At 39.6% G+C, this 16,785-nt stretch carries 17 protein-coding genes; 12 read left to right on the forward strand and 5 right to left on the reverse strand.

The window, feature by feature from the left end:
- Positions 1-11 precede the first annotated feature (11 nt).
- The 3 genes from ACXITR_RS02990 (at position 12) to ACXITR_RS03000 (ending at position 3,604) form a co-directional block, all read left to right on the forward strand.
- Entirely contained in the window at positions 12-1,901 is a 1,890-nt protein-coding gene (locus ACXITR_RS02990; protein WP_457995745.1) for a bifunctional serine/threonine-protein kinase/formylglycine-generating enzyme family protein, read from the forward strand.
- The gene (locus tag ACXITR_RS02995) at positions 1,894-2,658 is read left to right on the forward strand and encodes a transporter substrate-binding domain-containing protein (protein WP_457995746.1); all 765 of its coding nucleotides are present in this window, start codon (positions 1,894-1,896) and stop codon (positions 2,656-2,658) included. Before ACXITR_RS02990 ends, ACXITR_RS02995 begins: the two co-directional genes overlap by 8 nt.
- Before the next feature lie 655 nt (positions 2,659-3,313).
- Positions 3,314-3,604 carry a hypothetical protein gene (locus tag ACXITR_RS03000; protein ID WP_457995747.1) on the forward strand — a complete coding sequence of 97 codons (291 nt, stop codon included), beginning with the start codon at positions 3,314-3,316 and terminating at the stop codon, positions 3,602-3,604.
- A 50-nt stretch (positions 3,605-3,654) separates the two neighbouring features.
- Here ACXITR_RS03000 and larB read toward each other — a convergent pair whose 3' ends face one another.
- Entirely contained in the window at positions 3,655-4,425 is a 771-nt protein-coding gene (gene larB, locus ACXITR_RS03005) for a nickel pincer cofactor biosynthesis protein LarB (RefSeq protein ID WP_457995748.1), read from the reverse strand.
- A 67-nt stretch (positions 4,426-4,492) separates the two neighbouring features.
- Here larB and ACXITR_RS03010 point away from each other — a divergent pair, with 67 nt between their 5' ends.
- Positions 4,493-5,404, forward strand: coding sequence for a histone deacetylase family protein (locus ACXITR_RS03010; RefSeq protein WP_457995749.1), 912 nt, complete (start codon positions 4,493-4,495; stop codon positions 5,402-5,404).
- Between the two features lie 119 nt (positions 5,405-5,523).
- On the opposite strand, the gene dusA is transcribed toward ACXITR_RS03010, so the two are convergent.
- Positions 5,524-6,513, reverse strand: a complete 990-nt coding sequence (gene dusA, locus ACXITR_RS03015; RefSeq protein ID WP_457995750.1) for a tRNA dihydrouridine(20/20a) synthase DusA — start codon at positions 6,511-6,513, stop codon at positions 5,524-5,526.
- Positions 6,514-6,615: 102 nt separating this feature from the next.
- On the opposite strand from dusA, the gene ebsA reads away from it, so the two are divergent.
- On the forward strand, positions 6,616-6,993 hold the full coding sequence (gene ebsA / locus ACXITR_RS03020) for a type IV pilus biogenesis protein EbsA (RefSeq protein WP_457995751.1): 378 nt from the start codon (positions 6,616-6,618) through the stop codon (positions 6,991-6,993).
- Between the two features lie 23 nt (positions 6,994-7,016).
- Here ebsA and mreC read toward each other — a convergent pair whose 3' ends face one another.
- Together mreC and ACXITR_RS03030 are read right to left on the reverse strand one after the other, a co-directional pair.
- A complete protein-coding gene (gene mreC, locus ACXITR_RS03025; RefSeq protein WP_457995752.1) occupies positions 7,017-7,757 on the reverse strand; it encodes a rod shape-determining protein MreC in 741 nt (246 codons plus the stop codon).
- A gap of 165 nt (positions 7,758-7,922) precedes the next feature.
- Positions 7,923-8,963 (reverse strand): rod shape-determining protein, encoded by a 1,041-nt coding sequence (locus ACXITR_RS03030; RefSeq protein ID WP_457995753.1) that lies wholly within the window; start codon positions 8,961-8,963, stop codon positions 7,923-7,925.
- Between the two features lie 178 nt (positions 8,964-9,141).
- On the opposite strand from ACXITR_RS03030, the gene cysK reads away from it, so the two are divergent.
- The 4 genes from cysK (at position 9,142) to petE (ending at position 11,857) form a co-directional block, all read left to right on the forward strand.
- Positions 9,142-10,077 (forward strand): cysteine synthase A, encoded by a 936-nt coding sequence (cysK, locus tag ACXITR_RS03035; protein ID WP_457995754.1) that lies wholly within the window; start codon positions 9,142-9,144, stop codon positions 10,075-10,077.
- A 67-nt stretch (positions 10,078-10,144) separates the two neighbouring features.
- Positions 10,145-10,837 carry a DnaJ domain-containing protein gene (locus ACXITR_RS03040; protein ID WP_457995755.1) on the forward strand — a complete coding sequence of 231 codons (693 nt, stop codon included), beginning with the start codon at positions 10,145-10,147 and terminating at the stop codon, positions 10,835-10,837.
- A 22-nt stretch (positions 10,838-10,859) separates the two neighbouring features.
- The gene (locus ACXITR_RS03045; protein ID WP_457995756.1) at positions 10,860-11,372 is read left to right on the forward strand and encodes a hypothetical protein; all 513 of its coding nucleotides are present in this window, start codon (positions 10,860-10,862) and stop codon (positions 11,370-11,372) included.
- A gap of 113 nt (positions 11,373-11,485) precedes the next feature.
- A complete protein-coding gene (petE, locus tag ACXITR_RS03050; RefSeq protein WP_457995757.1) occupies positions 11,486-11,857 on the forward strand; it encodes a plastocyanin in 372 nt (123 codons plus the stop codon).
- A gap of 50 nt (positions 11,858-11,907) precedes the next feature.
- Here the strand turns inward: petE and ACXITR_RS03055 are convergent, their stop codons facing one another.
- Complete coding sequence (locus ACXITR_RS03055) at positions 11,908-12,612, reverse strand: response regulator transcription factor (protein WP_457995758.1); 705 nt, start codon at positions 12,610-12,612, stop codon at positions 11,908-11,910.
- Positions 12,613-12,729: 117 nt separating this feature from the next.
- Here ACXITR_RS03055 and ACXITR_RS03060 point away from each other — a divergent pair, with 117 nt between their 5' ends.
- Genes ACXITR_RS03060 through ACXITR_RS03070 form a run of 3 tightly spaced genes read left to right on the forward strand, consistent with a single transcriptional unit; the run spans position 12,730 to position 16,768 of the window.
- Positions 12,730-13,965: a lipid-A-disaccharide synthase-related protein gene (locus ACXITR_RS03060; RefSeq protein WP_457995759.1), complete on the forward strand. Its 1,236-nt coding sequence runs from the start codon at positions 12,730-12,732 to the stop codon at positions 13,963-13,965.
- A gap of 17 nt (positions 13,966-13,982) precedes the next feature.
- Positions 13,983-14,804, forward strand: coding sequence for a pentapeptide repeat-containing protein (locus ACXITR_RS03065; protein WP_457995760.1), 822 nt, complete (start codon positions 13,983-13,985; stop codon positions 14,802-14,804).
- Between the two features lie 47 nt (positions 14,805-14,851).
- On the forward strand, positions 14,852-16,768 hold the full coding sequence (locus tag ACXITR_RS03070; RefSeq protein WP_457995761.1) for a GTPase family protein: 1,917 nt from the start codon (positions 14,852-14,854) through the stop codon (positions 16,766-16,768).
- The last annotated feature ends 17 nt before the right edge of the window (positions 16,769-16,785 follow it).

A 16,785-nucleotide genomic window follows, 5' to 3' on the forward strand; every position in this document is an offset into this window, starting at 1 on the left:
ATAAAATATCCATGGCTAGTTGGAAGAAGGGAAAAAAATTACATAACGGTCAATATATTATCGAGTCCATGTCCTTGAGAGGGGGGCTAGGGATTACTTATAAGGCTATGGATATGGCGAGGGGCAAGATTGTTGCCCTGAAAGCGACGCAAAGGGTATGGCAAAACCTAGAGCAGGGGGCATCATTAGAAAAACAGTTAGTTAAACAGGCGATTAAAATAGCTCGTTGTAGTCATCCTTCTTTGGTGAGGGTATATCCAGAAGTGTTCATCGAAGATGATTTTATTTGTATGGTGATGGAATACATTGAGGGGGAAGATTTAGCCTCTTTTGTAGATCGTTATGGTAAGTTGGAGGAGTCTGAGGCGTTAAAGTTAGTTTCCAAGATTGCTTCTGGGGTAAATTTACTCCATCAAAATCGGGTTTTACATCAGCGCATTAAACCTCAAAATATTATTTTGGATAAGGTTTCCCAAGAGCCTATTTTTGTGGACTATGGTTTGGCTATTAAGTTATTTTCCTTTGGGGGGGATAAAATTAAAAATGCCATGACGGATGCTTTTGCACCTCCTGAGTTGAGCCAAGATAATGCCAAGGTGGGGGTTTATACAGATATATATTCTTTAGCCAGTATTTTTTATGTGTTGGTAACGGGGCAGTTGCCTACTCCTTCACAGTTTCGTCAATATAAGGATTTGATTCCACCACAACAATTATCTCCTAATCTGAGCGATCGCACCAATGAAGCGATATTAAGGGGAATGAGTGTAAATCCAGAACAACGTCCCAAATTTATTAGAGATTGGTTAGACCTTTTTCCCCTAGAAAAAATCATCCCTAATAACCCCTCCGCACCATCAGTGGCACAAAAACAAGAACAAGAGCCTATTACCAGCCCCACCAATTCAGAGATAAGCATTTCCATTTCCCTACCCCCAGAGGAAGATTTTATCATCGGAGATGATCAAGTAGTACCCCTCAAGCCCCAAAACCCCCTAGTCCAAACTAATACGGTATCCGATAGCCCAAATATCGAGACTTTTGAGTTTGATTCTGTCACTGTCCAAGAAAAGAAAAAAATATTTGGATTGATGGGGGGTATAGATAAACAAATAGTTACCAAGAAAAATAAATTTTTTGTAGAATATCTGGGGGAAGGGGTAAACCTCGAGATGATTTTTATACCTGCAGGAACTTTTTTGATGGGCTCTCCCAATACCGACTCGGAAAAAGAAAAGGATGAAACTCCCCCCTATCGGGTTAATATTTTCCCATTTTATATCAGTAAATATCCCATTACCCAAGCCCAATGGCGATTTGTTAGCTCTCTTCCCAAGGTACAACGTTTTTTAAAGGATGCTCCTTCGGCTTTTCGGGGGGATAATCTTCCTGTGGAAAAAATTTCCTGGTACGATGCCCAAGAATTTTGTTTGCGCTTAAAAGAATATACCAAAAGAGCTTATCGTTTACCCACGGAGGCTGAGTGGGAATATGCTTGTCGGGGGGGCAGTAGTTCTATCTTTTCCTTTGGTAATATTATTAATCCCCAATTTGCTAATTATGATAGTCGTAAAAATGCTAAGGCAAATAATAGTGGTGATGATAAATTTGATCGCAAAACTACCCCCGTAGATAGTTTTTTCCCCAATGGCTTTGGTTTGTACGACTGCCATGGTAATGTGTGGGAATGGTGTGAGGATCATTACACCCCTAATTATGTTAATAAGTCTAAGGATGGTTCGGCTTTTCGCTCTCAGCTTAGTACCACTCCTCGGGTGGTAAGGGGTGGCTCATGGTCGTTGCCTAGTAACTATTGTCGTAGTGCAAAACGCAGTAGTTATAGTGCTGATTCTACTTATAATTTTGTTGGTTTTAGGGTGGCGTGTATTTTAGATGGTTAGGTTTTGGCGTGTTGCTTGTATCTCTTTTTTGATAACTCTATTTTTGGCAGGGCAGGGGTTAACCATTCCTTGGCAGGGCATCGAAAATCGAGGTCGTTTATTGGTGGGGGTGACGGAATATGATCATCGTCCCCTATCTTTTCGTGATGGGGATGGTAATTTGCAAGGGTTGGAGGTTGATATAGTATGCCGTCTTGCTCAGGATTTATTGGGGGATGAGTCGGCGGTGGATTTTGTTCCTTTGTCTAATGTCCATCGTCTTCGGGCGGTGGCGGATAGGAATGTGGATTTGGCGATCGCCTCTATTACTGTTACTCGCTCCCGTTTACGAATTGTGGATTTTAGCCACCATTACTATCTTTCTGGTACTGGGTTGGTTAGTTTACAAACTTCTCCCATATCTACTAATGATACCATTGCGGTTTTAAAGGGTTCAGGGGCGATCGTTCTTCTCAAGCAAAATTTACCCTCCGTACGACTAAAGGGAGTTGACTCTTATCAAGAAGGATTATCATTAGTTGGAGAAAAGGAAGTAACCGCATTTGCCGGGGATATAACCTTACTAACAGGATGGGTACAAGAAAATCCCCAATATCATTTATTACCCCAAGTATATGGGGCTTATCCCTTGGCGATCGCCCTTCCCAAAGGCTTACAACATCAGGAACTAAGAAACAAGGTTAACCAAGTAATGAAAACCCTAGCCCAAGAAGGATGGCTACAACAACGAATCAAATACTGGGGATTACCTGAATAGTAGGGAAAAGACTTCCTAGATCCATTATCTATAATTTTTTTATTGAAAATAGTTGCAAATAAATATCAACTAAGCTATACTACTTTATAGTAGTTATTTAAATAAGTTTGCAGTAAGTAAAGCAGTCCAAAAGGTTGTTAACAGTTACCACAAACTTGCTTGGCTTAATGGGTGATTTATGGATCACTCATCAAGTCTCGATGGCGAAGGTGAAAATTGTTCTTAATGTGTTAAATTGTTTCCTCAATTTATTTAGGGGCTTCCCTCATAAAGAAGTCCCTTTTTTTTTCAAAAATTTAAATAATTGCCGTAGTTTTTTCTTTTTTCCTCTCTCTTGTGAGGGGGGATTTTTTTTTGGAGTGAAATAATTTTAGTGGAACTTATCGGATAATCTGAGTGGTATTCCCGAAGAAATGATTTTTGAGCGGAGAATAAACAAGTTTTTTTAAACCTATAACTATAATTAATTGATCAATAAAATAGTTTAAATTAATCATGAAATCATAAAAGATCAAGATTAACCAAGATATAAATGGACGAATATAGAGAAAATCAAAGAATAAAATTGTCCTAATTTGAATAGAATGTTTTATCATGACATTAACGTTATCTAAACAAATCAGCAAATTGTAGCAATTTTTACTATTATAAAATTATGAATGAATCTTATAATAACACCCTAGAAGAACAGTCTCTCAATCGAGATGAAAGGGTAAAACAGCTTAAAAATACCATCGATACTTTGCACATTGCTGACCAAATTTCCCGTAATGGTTATTTGATAACTAGCTCAGAGTTAGCTGATTTAATGGATATAAATGCCAGTGCCGTCACCAGTCGGGGTGAAGAATGGGCTTGGCGTAACTGGATTATTTCTAGGGTTAGACGGGAAGGAAATCAAATACTTTGGCAACTAGAAAGGGTAGAGAAAGTTTTGGATGATTGATTAATATCAAAATCCCCTACTATCTAAGAAGGCAGTTGTTGCCTTCCTTTTTATTGTCCTAATCTATGGGCTAATCGTAAAATTTGCCCCGCCAACATGGCAGCCCCAAAGCCGTTATCGATGTTTACTACTCCTATTCCCGTGGCGCAGGAGTTGAGCATGGTTAATAGGGGGGCTACTCCCCCAAAACTCGTACCATAACCGATGCTTGTGGGTACGGCAATCACAGGGCAATTTGCCATGCCTGCCACCACACTAGGTAATGCACCTTCCATTCCTGCTACCACAATTAAAACGTCGGCGTTATCAATGATATGACGATGGCTTAGGAGTCGGTGAATGCCTGCTACTCCCACATCCCAAAGTCTTTCTACTTTAAAGCCACATAATTCGGCGGTGATGGCGGCTTCTTGGGCTACGGGTAAATCGGCTGTGCCTGCGGTGAGGATGGAAATTTTTCCTTGGTATTTTTGTTCTAGTTGCCCGATCGCCCCTATCCTTGCCATGGGATAATATCTCAAATCTGGCACTTCTAGGGAGATGGTATCGGCAACGTCTGGCTCTAATCGAGTGGTCATAATCAATGGGCTACCGTGCGATCGCATAGCGTTCATGATCTGAATAATTTGACTAGGGGTTTTGCCCTGACTCCAAATCACCTCGGGGAAACCAGTGCGCCATTGACGATGATGATCAATTTTGGCAAAATCTTCTAAGGGTTGAAAACTCAAATATTGTAATTTTTCTAACCCCTGTTGAGGAGAAATTTCCCCTTGGGCTATAGCCTGTAATAACTGTTCCAAGGAAGTGCGATCGCTCATTATAGCTATTTTTAAAATTTTAACTACCCCTATTATCAATTATCCCCTATCAATTATCAATTACTAGATGAGTTTACCCGTCGTCTATCATCCCCATTATGTAACCCCCATTCCCCAAGAGCATCGTTTTCCCATGCCCAAATTTAAGTTGCTCTATGAATTGTTACTCAAAGATGAAATCACCACCCCAACCCTCACCTATACCCCCACCATTGCTACCCCAGAGATTTTACAATTAGTCCATCACCCAGACTATGTGGAAAAATATTGTAATGGGACCCTAGAGCCTAAAGCCCTACGACGCATCGGCTTACCATGGAGTGAAGGGGTAGTACAAAGAACCTGTACAGCGGTAGCAGGAACGATTTTAACGGCTCAGTTAGCCCTCAAGTATGGTATTTGTTGTAACACCGCAGGAGGCACCCACCACGCCTTTCCAGACTACGGCTCAGGGTTTTGTATTTTTAATGATTTGGCTATTACTTCTCGTTATCTATTAGCCCATAAATTAGTAAAAAAAATCTTGATCGTTGATTTAGATGTTCACCAAGGAGACGGCACCGCCTATACTTTCAATGATGAATCGAGGGTGTTTACGTTTTCCATGCACTGTGAGGCGAATTTTCCTTACCGAAAACAAATCAGCGATTTAGATATTCCCCTGCCCGTGGGCTTGGATGATGATGGTTATTTACAAATTCTTGCTTCCCATTTATCCTCTTTACTCCAAGAAATTAAACCCGATATAGTTCTCTATGATGGCGGTGTAGATACCCATAGGGGCGATCGCCTCGGTAAACTTTGCCTTACGGATACGGGGATATATAGACGGGAAATGCAAGTATTAAGCACCTGCCTAGCCCAAGGTTATCCTGTGGCTTGTGTCATTGGAGGGGGCTACTGCAAAGATATTAATGAGTTAGTTTATCGTCATTCTTTGTTACATCGTGCCGCCCAAGAATGTCAAAAATTACTTTAGTTTTATTGATCATTTTTGGCAATGGGCTTAAGCCCATTGTTCGTTAGCTCATCAATCTACAACTAGAAACCCTCAAAAACTGTTCCCCGTCCTAATTAAGATAGGATTAGAATTTGGTATCAATTATTAACTAATTCCCTCAAAGACAATGCCTCCCTTACTAACTGAGAATTAGCATCGGGATTATAACCATTTTCCGTGAGGTGACGTTTCCATATTTTTGTTCCGGGTTGCCCTGCAAAAATTTGCAACAGATGACGCATGATAGTATTTAATTTTACATGGCGATCGCCCCAAAAATCCACATAATCCAAAACACTCTCAATAACTTCCTCTCTAGTTTTAATGGGAGTATCATCCCCATAAATTTCTTGGTCAATACTCGCCAAAACATAGGGATTATCACAAGCCACCCGCCCTATCATCACCCCATCAACCATGGGAAATTGAGCCTTAATTTGTTCTAGGGTAGTAATACCCCCATTGATTTCGATAATTAGGTGGGGAAAATCCTGTTTAAGACGATATACATCCCCATAGCGTAGGGGAGGAATATTACGGTTTTCCTTGGGGCTTAAACCCTGTAACCAAGCCTTGCGCGCATGGACAACAAATCTTTGACACCCAGCCTGCGCCACCACTTTAACAAAGTTTGCCATATGTTCGTAACTGTCTTGCTCATCAATCCCGATGCGATGTTTTACGGTGACAGGGATATTAACTGCTTTTTGCATAGCTTCGATACACTCGGCAACCTTTTGCGGTTGTGCCATCAAACAAGCCCCAAAATTACCACTTTGCACCCTCGAACTAGGACAACCCACATTAAGATTAACTTCATCATAGCCCCAATCTTCCACAATTTTGGCACATTCTGCCAGTTGAGCCGGATTATCTCCCCCTAGTTGTAGGGCGACGGGTTTTTCTTCGGGGGAAAAGTCTAATAATTTCGGGCGATCGCCATGTATAATGGCCTGAGTATTAATCATTTCCGTATAAAGTAGGCTTTTTTTGGTCATTTGGCGCATGATATACCGAAAGTGGCGATCGCTATAATCCATCATAGGAGCAATGCTTACAAGATAAGGAGGGGGAGAGGAAATGACCATAATTTGATGAAAAGGTGAAATAATAAGCTATTTTGAGCTAAAGAAAAGGGTACAATTAGGGATTGATAACTACCATGATTGTATTGTTACCAGAAAAATTGTATGGCTACCATTGAAAAGTTACAACCTGCCACCAAAGCCGATACTTTAATGTATCAACCTTATTATCCCAAAGAACAACACGAAATTTTACCCTATGCCCTAGCATTATATCAACAGGGATATTTAGAGGGGGAGAGAATTATTGATGGTGGAAATAGTATTCCTTTTGTGGCAACTTGGTATGTTTCCCGTTTACCTTCAGAGTTGACTAGATGTCGTTTGCAATTTGATGGTAGTGCGGATTTAAGTTATGAAATTAATTTACCTAATTCGGGATTTGTTCAGTATTTAATTACTTTAATTAAAGATTTTAATTCTTCCCATAAAACAGATTTTTCCCAACAATTTTATCGTAAGTTATTGCGTCTTGATGAATAATAAAAAATTAAGGAATCAAACCCTTAGTTAACGGCTACCATCACCCAATTTAAAAAGTCCATGGGGGCAGTAAATTCAATCTCTGCCTCTGGGGCTGGACTACGGTTAAGATTGATGGAAACTACTTTCCCGATGGGAATGTCTGGGGGAAAAAGGGTGCTTAGATTAGAAGTGGTGATAAAGTCTCCTTCCTCCACATCCGTTACTTTTTCGTAAAATTCCATGATACCCATTTGGGTGGACTGTCCTTTGATAAATCCTTGATACCCTGTACGGTTGAGGGTTGCCCCTACACGGCTATTATAATCACTGATGAGCAATACTCGGCTAGTGTTGGGGGTAACTTGGGTAATTCTTCCCACCAAGCCACCAATGGCAATAACGGGATTGTCTTCTTCTATGCCCTGATTTGCCCCCGCATCAATGGTGACGATTTGCCACCAAGAATCTGGACTTCTACCAATAATTCTGGCGGTTACAAGATTACTAGGATTTTGACTTTGATAATCTACGATTTCCCGTAGTTGTTGGTTTTGGGTTTCTAGTTGGTTGATTTCGTTTTGTAATTGTTGAATAGTGCGATCGCCATATAGCCTTTCTTGTTCTGCACCGATGTCATAACGGAATATAGAAGATGCACCATAAAGAATTTCATTTATTAATGCTCCTTGGGTTTGATAAAATGTAAATGCGATCGCCAAGGCTACCAAACCCCAAATAAATTGACTACCTTTTTTTGACCACCAACGTCGAATTATTCTCACGATACCATTGAATTATTAATAAGAAAACTACAACTAAAAAGCTAATTAAAATTCCAACAAAAACCTTTTTTAAAAAGTAATAAATTAATGAATATTTAATCAAAAAGTATTCAATATAAACTAATTATTTAAGATATGTATAAATATAGTTTTTAAATAAACTAATTAGGACTTTTTGCGACTAGCACGAGCCAATCTATCATAATCTTCCAAAACTTTCCCAGTACCATAAACCACACACTGTAAAGGATTCGGAGCAATATGGGTAATAATGCCCGTTTCATTGGTAATCAAACTATCAATACCGCGCAACAAAGCACCACCACCAGCTAGCATAATTCCTCTATCAATAATATCTCCAGCCAACTCGGGGGGAGTCCTTTCCAAAGTTTTCTTGATAGCCTCAACGATAACTCCCACAGGCTCAGAAATACAACCTCGAATTTCCTCAGCATTAATCGTCACAGTTTTCGGTAAACCACTAACCATATATAACCCTCTGATTTCCATTTCCTGCTGATCATGATCCCCAGGATAAGCCGAACCTAATTCTATCTTAATTTGTTCTGCGGTGCGCTCGCCAATAATCAGGTTATAAACCTTCTTGAGATGACGGGTAATAGAATCACTAATTTCATCTCCTGCTACCCTCACAGAATCACTATAAACAATGCCCTGATAGCTCAATACCGCCACTTCCGTAGTACCGCCACCAATATCTACAATCATACTGCCCACAGCCTCCTCCACGGGCAAACCAGCCCCAATGGCCGCCGCAATAGGCTCATCTATAAATTCTATATTCTCGATGCCCCCAGAGCCAGAACTTTCCATGGCCTCTTCTACCGCCTTCCTTTCCACGGAAGTAATGCCACTAGGTACACCAATAATAATACGGGAACGACTCAAAGAATTATTACCCTTAACCTTTCTGATAAACTCCCTGAGCATCATTTCCGTAACTTTTACATCAGTGATAACTCCATCTTTGAGAGGGCGAATAGTTTTGATAGAGGCAGGGGTACGCCCCAACATATTTCTAGCACTTTCCCCCACCGCAATGGTGACTTGTTTTTCTATATCTACCGCAATCACAGAAGGCTCATTTAAAACAATATCTTTACCTGGTACATAAATGAGGGTATTAGCCGTACCTAAGTCAATGCCCATGTCTTGAGATTCAGAAAAACGATCAAAAAACCCCATTTTATTATTAGCTCCCAAATTTTATAACGATCAAGAGAATATCTTAGTCTAAATTTTAACTTTTTGTTGAATTTTAGGTTAACTTAAGTAATTTTAATGAGATTAGAAATTGCAAACCTAGATAACCGTCGTGATTATGATCAATAATATATAAATAAGTGACTAATAATAAAATAGTATGAAAATCGCTCACAATATAACCGAATTAATTGGCAAAACTCCTTTGGTTAGATTAAACCGTATCCCCCAAGCAGAAGGATGTGGGGCTGATATATTGGTAAAGCTAGAAGGAATGAACCCATCGGCTTCGGTAAAGGATAGGATTGGGGTAAATATGATAAATGCGGCGGAAAAAGCTGGACTTATTACCCCCAATAAAACCATTTTAGTTGAGCCTACTTCTGGTAATACAGGTATTGCCCTTGCCATGGCAGCGGCGGCGAAGGGTTATCAATTAATTTTAACCATGCCTGAAACCATGAGCGAAGAAAGAAGATCTATGTTGAGGGCGTTTGGGGCAAAATTGGAGTTAACCCCCGGTAGTTTGGGGATGCGCGGTTGTATTTCTCGGGCGCAGGAAATTGTGGAAACCATGCCCCATGCTTATATGTTGCAACAGTTTAATAACCCTGCAAATCCTGAGATTCATCGTCTTTCCACGGGGTTGGAAATCTGGGAAGATACCGATGGCAAGGTGGATTTTTTGGTGGCTGGGGTTGGCACTGGGGGAACAATTACGGGTATTAGTGAAGTAATTAAGAGTAAAAAGCCAGAATTTAAAACCATTGCGGTTGAGCCTGTGAATAGTGCTGTTATTTCGGGAAATAAACCCGGTTCCCATAAAATACAGGGAATTGGGGCTGGATTTATCCCTGAGGTTTTAAGGGTTGATTTAATTGATGAGGTGATTACTGTCACTGATGATGAAGCCATTAATTATGGTAGAAAATTGGCAAGGGAGGAGGGGATTCTTTCGGGAATTTCTACGGGGGCAGCGTTGGCGGCTTCCATAAAGTTGGCTCAAAGACCAGAAAATAAGGATAAAATTATTGTAATGATTCAACCTAGTTTTGGTGAGCGTTACCTTAGCACTCCTTTATTTAAAGATTTTTAAGGATTAATGGAATCTAAACCCTAAGCATAATAGTTGAACATTTAAAACCCATTCCTCTTTTGCCATTATGGATTATTACCAAGTTTTAGAAATTAAATCCTCGGCTTCTGCACAAGAAGTTAAACAGGCTTATCGTCGTTTGGTGAAAAAATATCATCCTGACAGTCAAGAGGAAACCGCTAACCATGAGGAAATTATCAAGGTTAATCAGGCTTATGAGGTATTGGGGGATCAAAAAAATCGCTTAATTTACGATCGCACTTTAGCGGATAAACAATACCATGGGGTTAATTATCGCCAGTGGAAAAGTGAGTCGGCTTCTCAATATTATCATGCTAAGAGGCGATCGCACCAAGCGGAGGATATTTCTCAGTTTGAATGGTTAACCAATGTTTATGCTCCATTAAACAATTTAATTGAGGAAATAATTAACCCCCTCGAAGAAGAATTGGAGGAGTTATCGGCTGATCCTTTTGATGATGATTTGATGTCTATGTTTTGTGATTATTTAGATAATTGTCAGAGACATTATGAAAGGGGAAAATCAATTTTAAAGTCTCAACCAAATCCGCCACGATATGCAGGGGTAGCGGCTAATTGTTATTACTGTTTAAATCATATTAGTGATGCCATTGAAGAATTACAAAGGTTTACCATGAGCTATGATTATGATTGTTTACATACGGCTCAAGAGTTGTTTAGACTAGCCACAGAAGTAAATCAAGAAGCCCGTTGTATGGTCAATCAAGCTAGTTATTAACTATTTTACTCCGTCTTTTTTTATGAATAATTATCCTGATGAATTAGAGATATTAATTAAACTTCCTTCCGATAAATTAGAACAATTAACTCAAATTTGTCAGCAAGATAATATTAGTCTTAATTTATTATTACATCAATTAATTAATGAATTTTTAGATAATAAAAATAATTCCGATAATTCTCAACCATTAACCTATGATGGATCAGATATTAATAAAATAGTAGAAAGGGCGATCGCCCCTTTGATAGAAAGAATAGAAACCTTAGAAAAAAAACTGCAAAATCAATCAAAAGAATCAAAAAGTAAAAATATTCCCCCCTTAAAACCTAGCAAAAACATCCCCGAAGAACAAAGAAAATACCTACCCCGCCACGAAGTATGGCAAATTCTCAAAAAAACCAGTTTTGTTCAACATTCAGGCTACGATAACTTTTTAAAAGCCACCCCCCAAGAATTAGAAGCCTACGACATATTCTTTGACTCCCACAAAAAAAGATTTTACATAGAAGAAAAAAACCCCGACCATAACTAAGTATTCCCTACCCACACCCTTAGAAAAATATTTGATCCCAAACAATTGACAATAGGTCAAACTTCATATTATGATCTTAAGTAATAAAGAATTATTTAAAAAACAAAGCAACAATGTTTAAGAAAATTGGATTATTTTTATCTTCCTTAGTATTAGCAATGATGGTAGTAATCTCTGCAACTGCCCCCGCTAATGCCGCTACCGTAGAAGTAAAAATGGGTGCAGACAGCGGAATGTTAGCCTTCCAACCCGCCGAAGTAACCATCCAAGCTGGTGATAGCGTAAAATGGATTAACAACAAATTAGCTCCCCACAACGTAGTATTTGATCCTTCTGCACCTAATGCAGCGGAATTGAGCCATAAAGGTTTAGCCTTTGCTGCTGGAGAATCTTTTGAAGCAACCTTTGACCAACCTGGGGAATATAGCTACTACTGTGAGCCTCACCGTGGTGCTGGAATGAACGGAAAAATCATTGTTCAATAATCCTACCTAAAAAAAAAGATTATTACAACCCTCAAATTTTTGGGGGTTTTTTAGTCTTCAAATTTATAACCGACTCCTACCACAGTTTTTAAAAAAATGGGCTGGGCTGGATTTAGTTCAATTTTTTTGCGTAAACGACGGATATGGGTATCTACCACCCTTTCATCCCCAAAAAAGTCTGCCCCCCAAAGTTTATCAATTAATTGGGTACGACTCCATACCTTATGGGGATAGCTGACAAAAGTAGAAAGTAAATTAAACTCGAGGGCTGTTAAATCTAACTCCTCAATTTTTTCCCCTTCTAATTGTCTGGTGGCGGTATATTCATCTAAATTAACGCTAAAGTGATTAGTTTGATAAATTTGTGCCTGTTGCATCGCCCCATGGCGTAAACTACGACGCAATAAAGCCCTTACCCTAGCGACTAATTCCCTTGTGCTAAAGGGTTTTACTAAATAATCGTCAGCCCCCGTAGAAAGCCCTACGATGCGATCAATTTCTTCACCCTTGGCGGTTAACATGAGAATATAGGGATCTTTTTCTAAGGGTTGATTACGCAATCGGTTACATACTTCTAACCCATCTAGCTTCGGTAGCATTAAGTCTAAGACAATTAAATCAGGTTGTATTTGTTTCGCTTTTTCAAGGGCTGATAAACCGTCATAAACAATATTACAATGGAATCCTTCCCTCGTCAGGCAGGAGTTGATCAGTTGGGCGATTTCGTTTTCGTCTTCTACAATTAAAATTTCCATAGTTGGTAAGTCAATCGGGGCTTGATAAAAAAGTACGATGGGGAGTCTGTTGATAATTGTACAACTATGCTAAAGTTTCATTGTCTATTGTCCATTGTTCATTGTCAATTGTTATAGATGAAATTATTAGTATTGAGTAATGGTCATGGAGAGGATACCATCGCCGTTAAAATCATTAAGGAATTACAGTTAATAGAGCCTGAAATGGCGATCGCCTCTTTGCCCTTGGTGGGGGAAGGGTTTGCCTATCGTCAAGCTAATATACCCATCATCGCCCCCGTAAAACAGATGCCTTCGGGTGGTTTTATTTATATGGACAAAAAACAACTATTAGGAGACGTAAGGCAGGGGTTAGTTCAACTTACCATAGCTCAATATAAAGCGGTGAAAAAATGGGCAAGGGGCGGTGGAAAAATCTTGGCGGTGGGGGATATATTACCCTTAATTTTTGCTTGGTGGAGTGGGGCGGAATTTAGTTTTGTACCCACGGCAAAATCGGAGTATTTATGGAAAGACGAAACGGGTTGGCTACCCCATACTAATGGTTTAGATCATTTTTTTGGCAGTGTTTTTTATCCTTGGGAAAGATGGTTGATGGGTAATCCTCGATGTCGGGGAATTTTTCCGAGGGATAGTATCACCGCCCATAGTCTTCAAAAATATAATCTTAATGCCTTTGATGTGGGTAATCCCATGATGGATGGTATCGCAGACCATGATTTTACCTTAGAATTTGATCCCTATGAAGATTACTTAAAAATAGTGCTTTTACCCGGTTCGAGAATGCCCGAAGCCCTTGACAATTGGCGGTTGATTCTGGGGGCGGTAAATTGTTTATTGGAATCTACTAACTATCAATTTTTGTTCCTAGGTGCGATCGCCCCTTCCCTACCCCTAGAGCCATTTATAGAAGCCCTTAGCCCTTTATGGACCATGAAAGAAAACCTCAAACCCCCCCTACCCATTGAAGATAAAAAAATGGTGAATTTTACGACAAAACGAGGTAGATTAAGTATTAGTCAGAGTAACTATGCCGATTGTCTTAATTATGGAGACATGGCGATCGCCATGGCAGGAACAGCCACCGAGCAATTTGTAGGATTAGGAAAAAGTGCCATGACAATTATTGGCAAAGGGCCTCAATTTAACCGTAAATTTGCCCAAAACCAAAGTTATCTCCTCGGAAATTCCATTCAACTACTAGAGAAACCCGAAGAAATAGTAAGCAAAATTAAAACAATCTTAGAAAATCCAGACTATTGGCAATTTGTAGCCGAAAATGGGAGAACCAGAATGGGAAATCAGGGTGCATCTCGTAAAATAGCCCATCATTTAATTAATCAACTTACTTAACATCAAAAATATTTAATATGGATATACAAGAACTAATAAAAAGATATGAAGCAGGGGAAACCAACTTTCAAAAATTAGATCTTCACGGTCAAGTTTTTATGAGTAACCTAAACCTAAGCCGTGCCAACCTCAAAGAGTCGGACTTAAGCGGAGTTGAATTTGTCAATTGTTCATTGGTTGAAACCAATCTCAAAGGCTCTAATCTGCAAAATGCCACTATTCAAGGAGACTTAACTGGGGTAAATCTAATTACCTCTAATCTCACCAACTGTAACCTCTCAAAATCTAATCTCACCGAAGCTAGTTTACGGGCAGCTAACCTCACAGAATCTAACCTCAGTGAATCAACATTAATTTATGCCCTTCTCCATGACTCCATTCTCAAAGATGCAAATTTAACCAAAGCCCAGATGACAAATTGTCTTTTGAGTAGGGCAAACCTAAGCGGTGCTAACCTTCAAGGGGCTAATCTACAGGGGTGTAACCTTACCAATGCTCTTTTGCTCAATACTAACCTAGAGGGGGCTAATCTTTCTTTTGCTCAATTAAATAGTGTTAATGGGGTGGGTATCAATGCTAGTAAGGCCAATTTTAGCCATGCTAATCTCAGTGCGGGTAATTTTGCCAGTGGTATTTTTCATGGTGCAAATCTCACCGATGCCATGGTGACTTGGGTTAGTTTACGTAGTGCTGATTTTACGAAGGCAAATTTTTCGGGGGCGAAGTTATCATGGTCTAATTTTATGAGGGCAAATTTGAGTAATGCTAATTTAATTGATGCTCAAACTAATAATACTAATTTTGAAGGGGCTATCCTCGATGGGGCTATTTTAAATTAAGAGTGGGGAATGGGCAATGGTGAGAACATTTTGAAGACCTAATTATTATGATTCGTTTAAAATCTTGGCAATGGTTAATTTTAGCTACCCCTGCGGTGATATTAATTTTATTTTTTGTTGTGGCAACGGGGCTACAAATCCATCAATGGGGAATTAGTTGGATATGGGCAATTTTTGTTGTCCTATTTGTGGGTTGGCGTTGGTTATTGGTGAAATGGACTAAGCCTTTGATGCCTGATGTTAAAAATGCGATCGCCTCTGCCCAAGAAAATTTAGATAATAGTCCTTCTTTTAATAATAATGATCCTGAGATTTTAGCAAAATTAGAGTCTGCCTTACAAAGGGTTATCGACGAGAGTAAGGAAGATTCCCCCATGTGGGAAGATTTGCAACTATTTTTCCAACGTTGTCAAGATTTGGTACAGGCGATCGCCCTTATTTATTATCCAGAACAAAAATACCCCCTGCTCAATATCTATATACCCCAAGCCTATAGCCTCATTAGGGGTACGGTGGATGACATGGATAAATGGATGAATCAACTATCCCCTGCCCTCAATCAAGTTACCATCGCCCAAGGGTATCAGGGTTATCAAATGTATCGTAAATTAGAGCCTTCTGCCCGAAAATTAATGAAGGTGTGGAGTTGGGCGCAATGGGTGCTTAATCCTGCCGTAGCCCTTACTAAGATAGCTAGTAATAGTAGTACCCAACAAGCTAACCAAGAATTATTAATTAACCTCAGTCAGATAATTAGGGAAGTAGCCCTCGGAAATCTTGCCCGTCAAACGGCGTTATTGTACGGTGGAGATAGTTTATCCCTCGATAAATTTCAACCCTCCGAAAAAACCCTTCCTAGCGTCACAACAAAGACATTAAAAGAAATTTTGGAGCAAAGGGAAAAACCAGAACAAATTGAGAAAAAACCCGTTAATATTTTATTGGTGGGTAGGACAGGGGCAGGAAAAAGTAGCTTAATTAATACCCTATTCAATGCCCAAACCGCAGAAGTTGACCTTTTACCCAGCACCACTGAAATTAAAAGCTATCAATGGACAACGGATACAGGAGAAAGGTTAAGTCTCCTCGACACCCCCGGTTATGAACAAATAAATCGTCCTGAATATCTCGAGAAAGTGTTAGATTATTCTCGCCGTGCAGATATTGTTTTGCTTTTAAATCCAGCCCTTGATCCTGCGTTGCAAATGGATCGAGATTTTTTGGTTAAACTGCAAGAGGATGGGCAAGATATTCCTATTTTTACCGTAATAACCCAAGTTGATCGTCTTCGTCCAATGCGAGAATGGCAACCTCCCTACGATTGGCAACGGGGTAATAAACCCAAGGAAATTTCCATTCGGGATGCGGTGAGTTATCGTCAGGAAAATTTAGGCTCATTTTGTGAAGGGGTTTTTCCTCTGGTAACGGCAGATTATGGGGAAAATTTTCGAGAGCCTTGGCATGATGATATTTTAGCTATTAATATTCTAAGGGCGATCGCCCCTGCTAAACAAATCAGATTAGCCCGTTTTTTCCGTAACCTAGAAGCCAGGAGCGTTGCAGCTGCCAAGATTATTGATAAATATACCCTGCAAATGACCACTAGCCAAGGGTTAACCGCCCTACTAAAAAGCCCCGTCTTACAATTTATCTCCACCTTAACCACAGGCTCACCACAACTCGCCTACATCCTCGCTGAAAGGATACCCGTAGAACAATTACCCGTAGTTATTGGTAAACTCCAACTAGCCTACGATTTGTTTTCTTTGCTGAGTGATGACTATGAAAAAATATCCTTTGACTTATTATCCCTATGGACTATTTTAGTGGAAAATAACGGCACTCCCGACCAAGAAGCCTGGGCATTAGGTCATGGTTTAGTGGAATATTGGAGCAAAAATTTAACCTTCAATCAATTGAAACAGAGGTATCAATACTATCTCAAAGAGTGGGAAAACGGATAGGTTAACAGATCTTGTCA

Source organism: Cyanobacterium sp. (assembly GCF_054166785.1).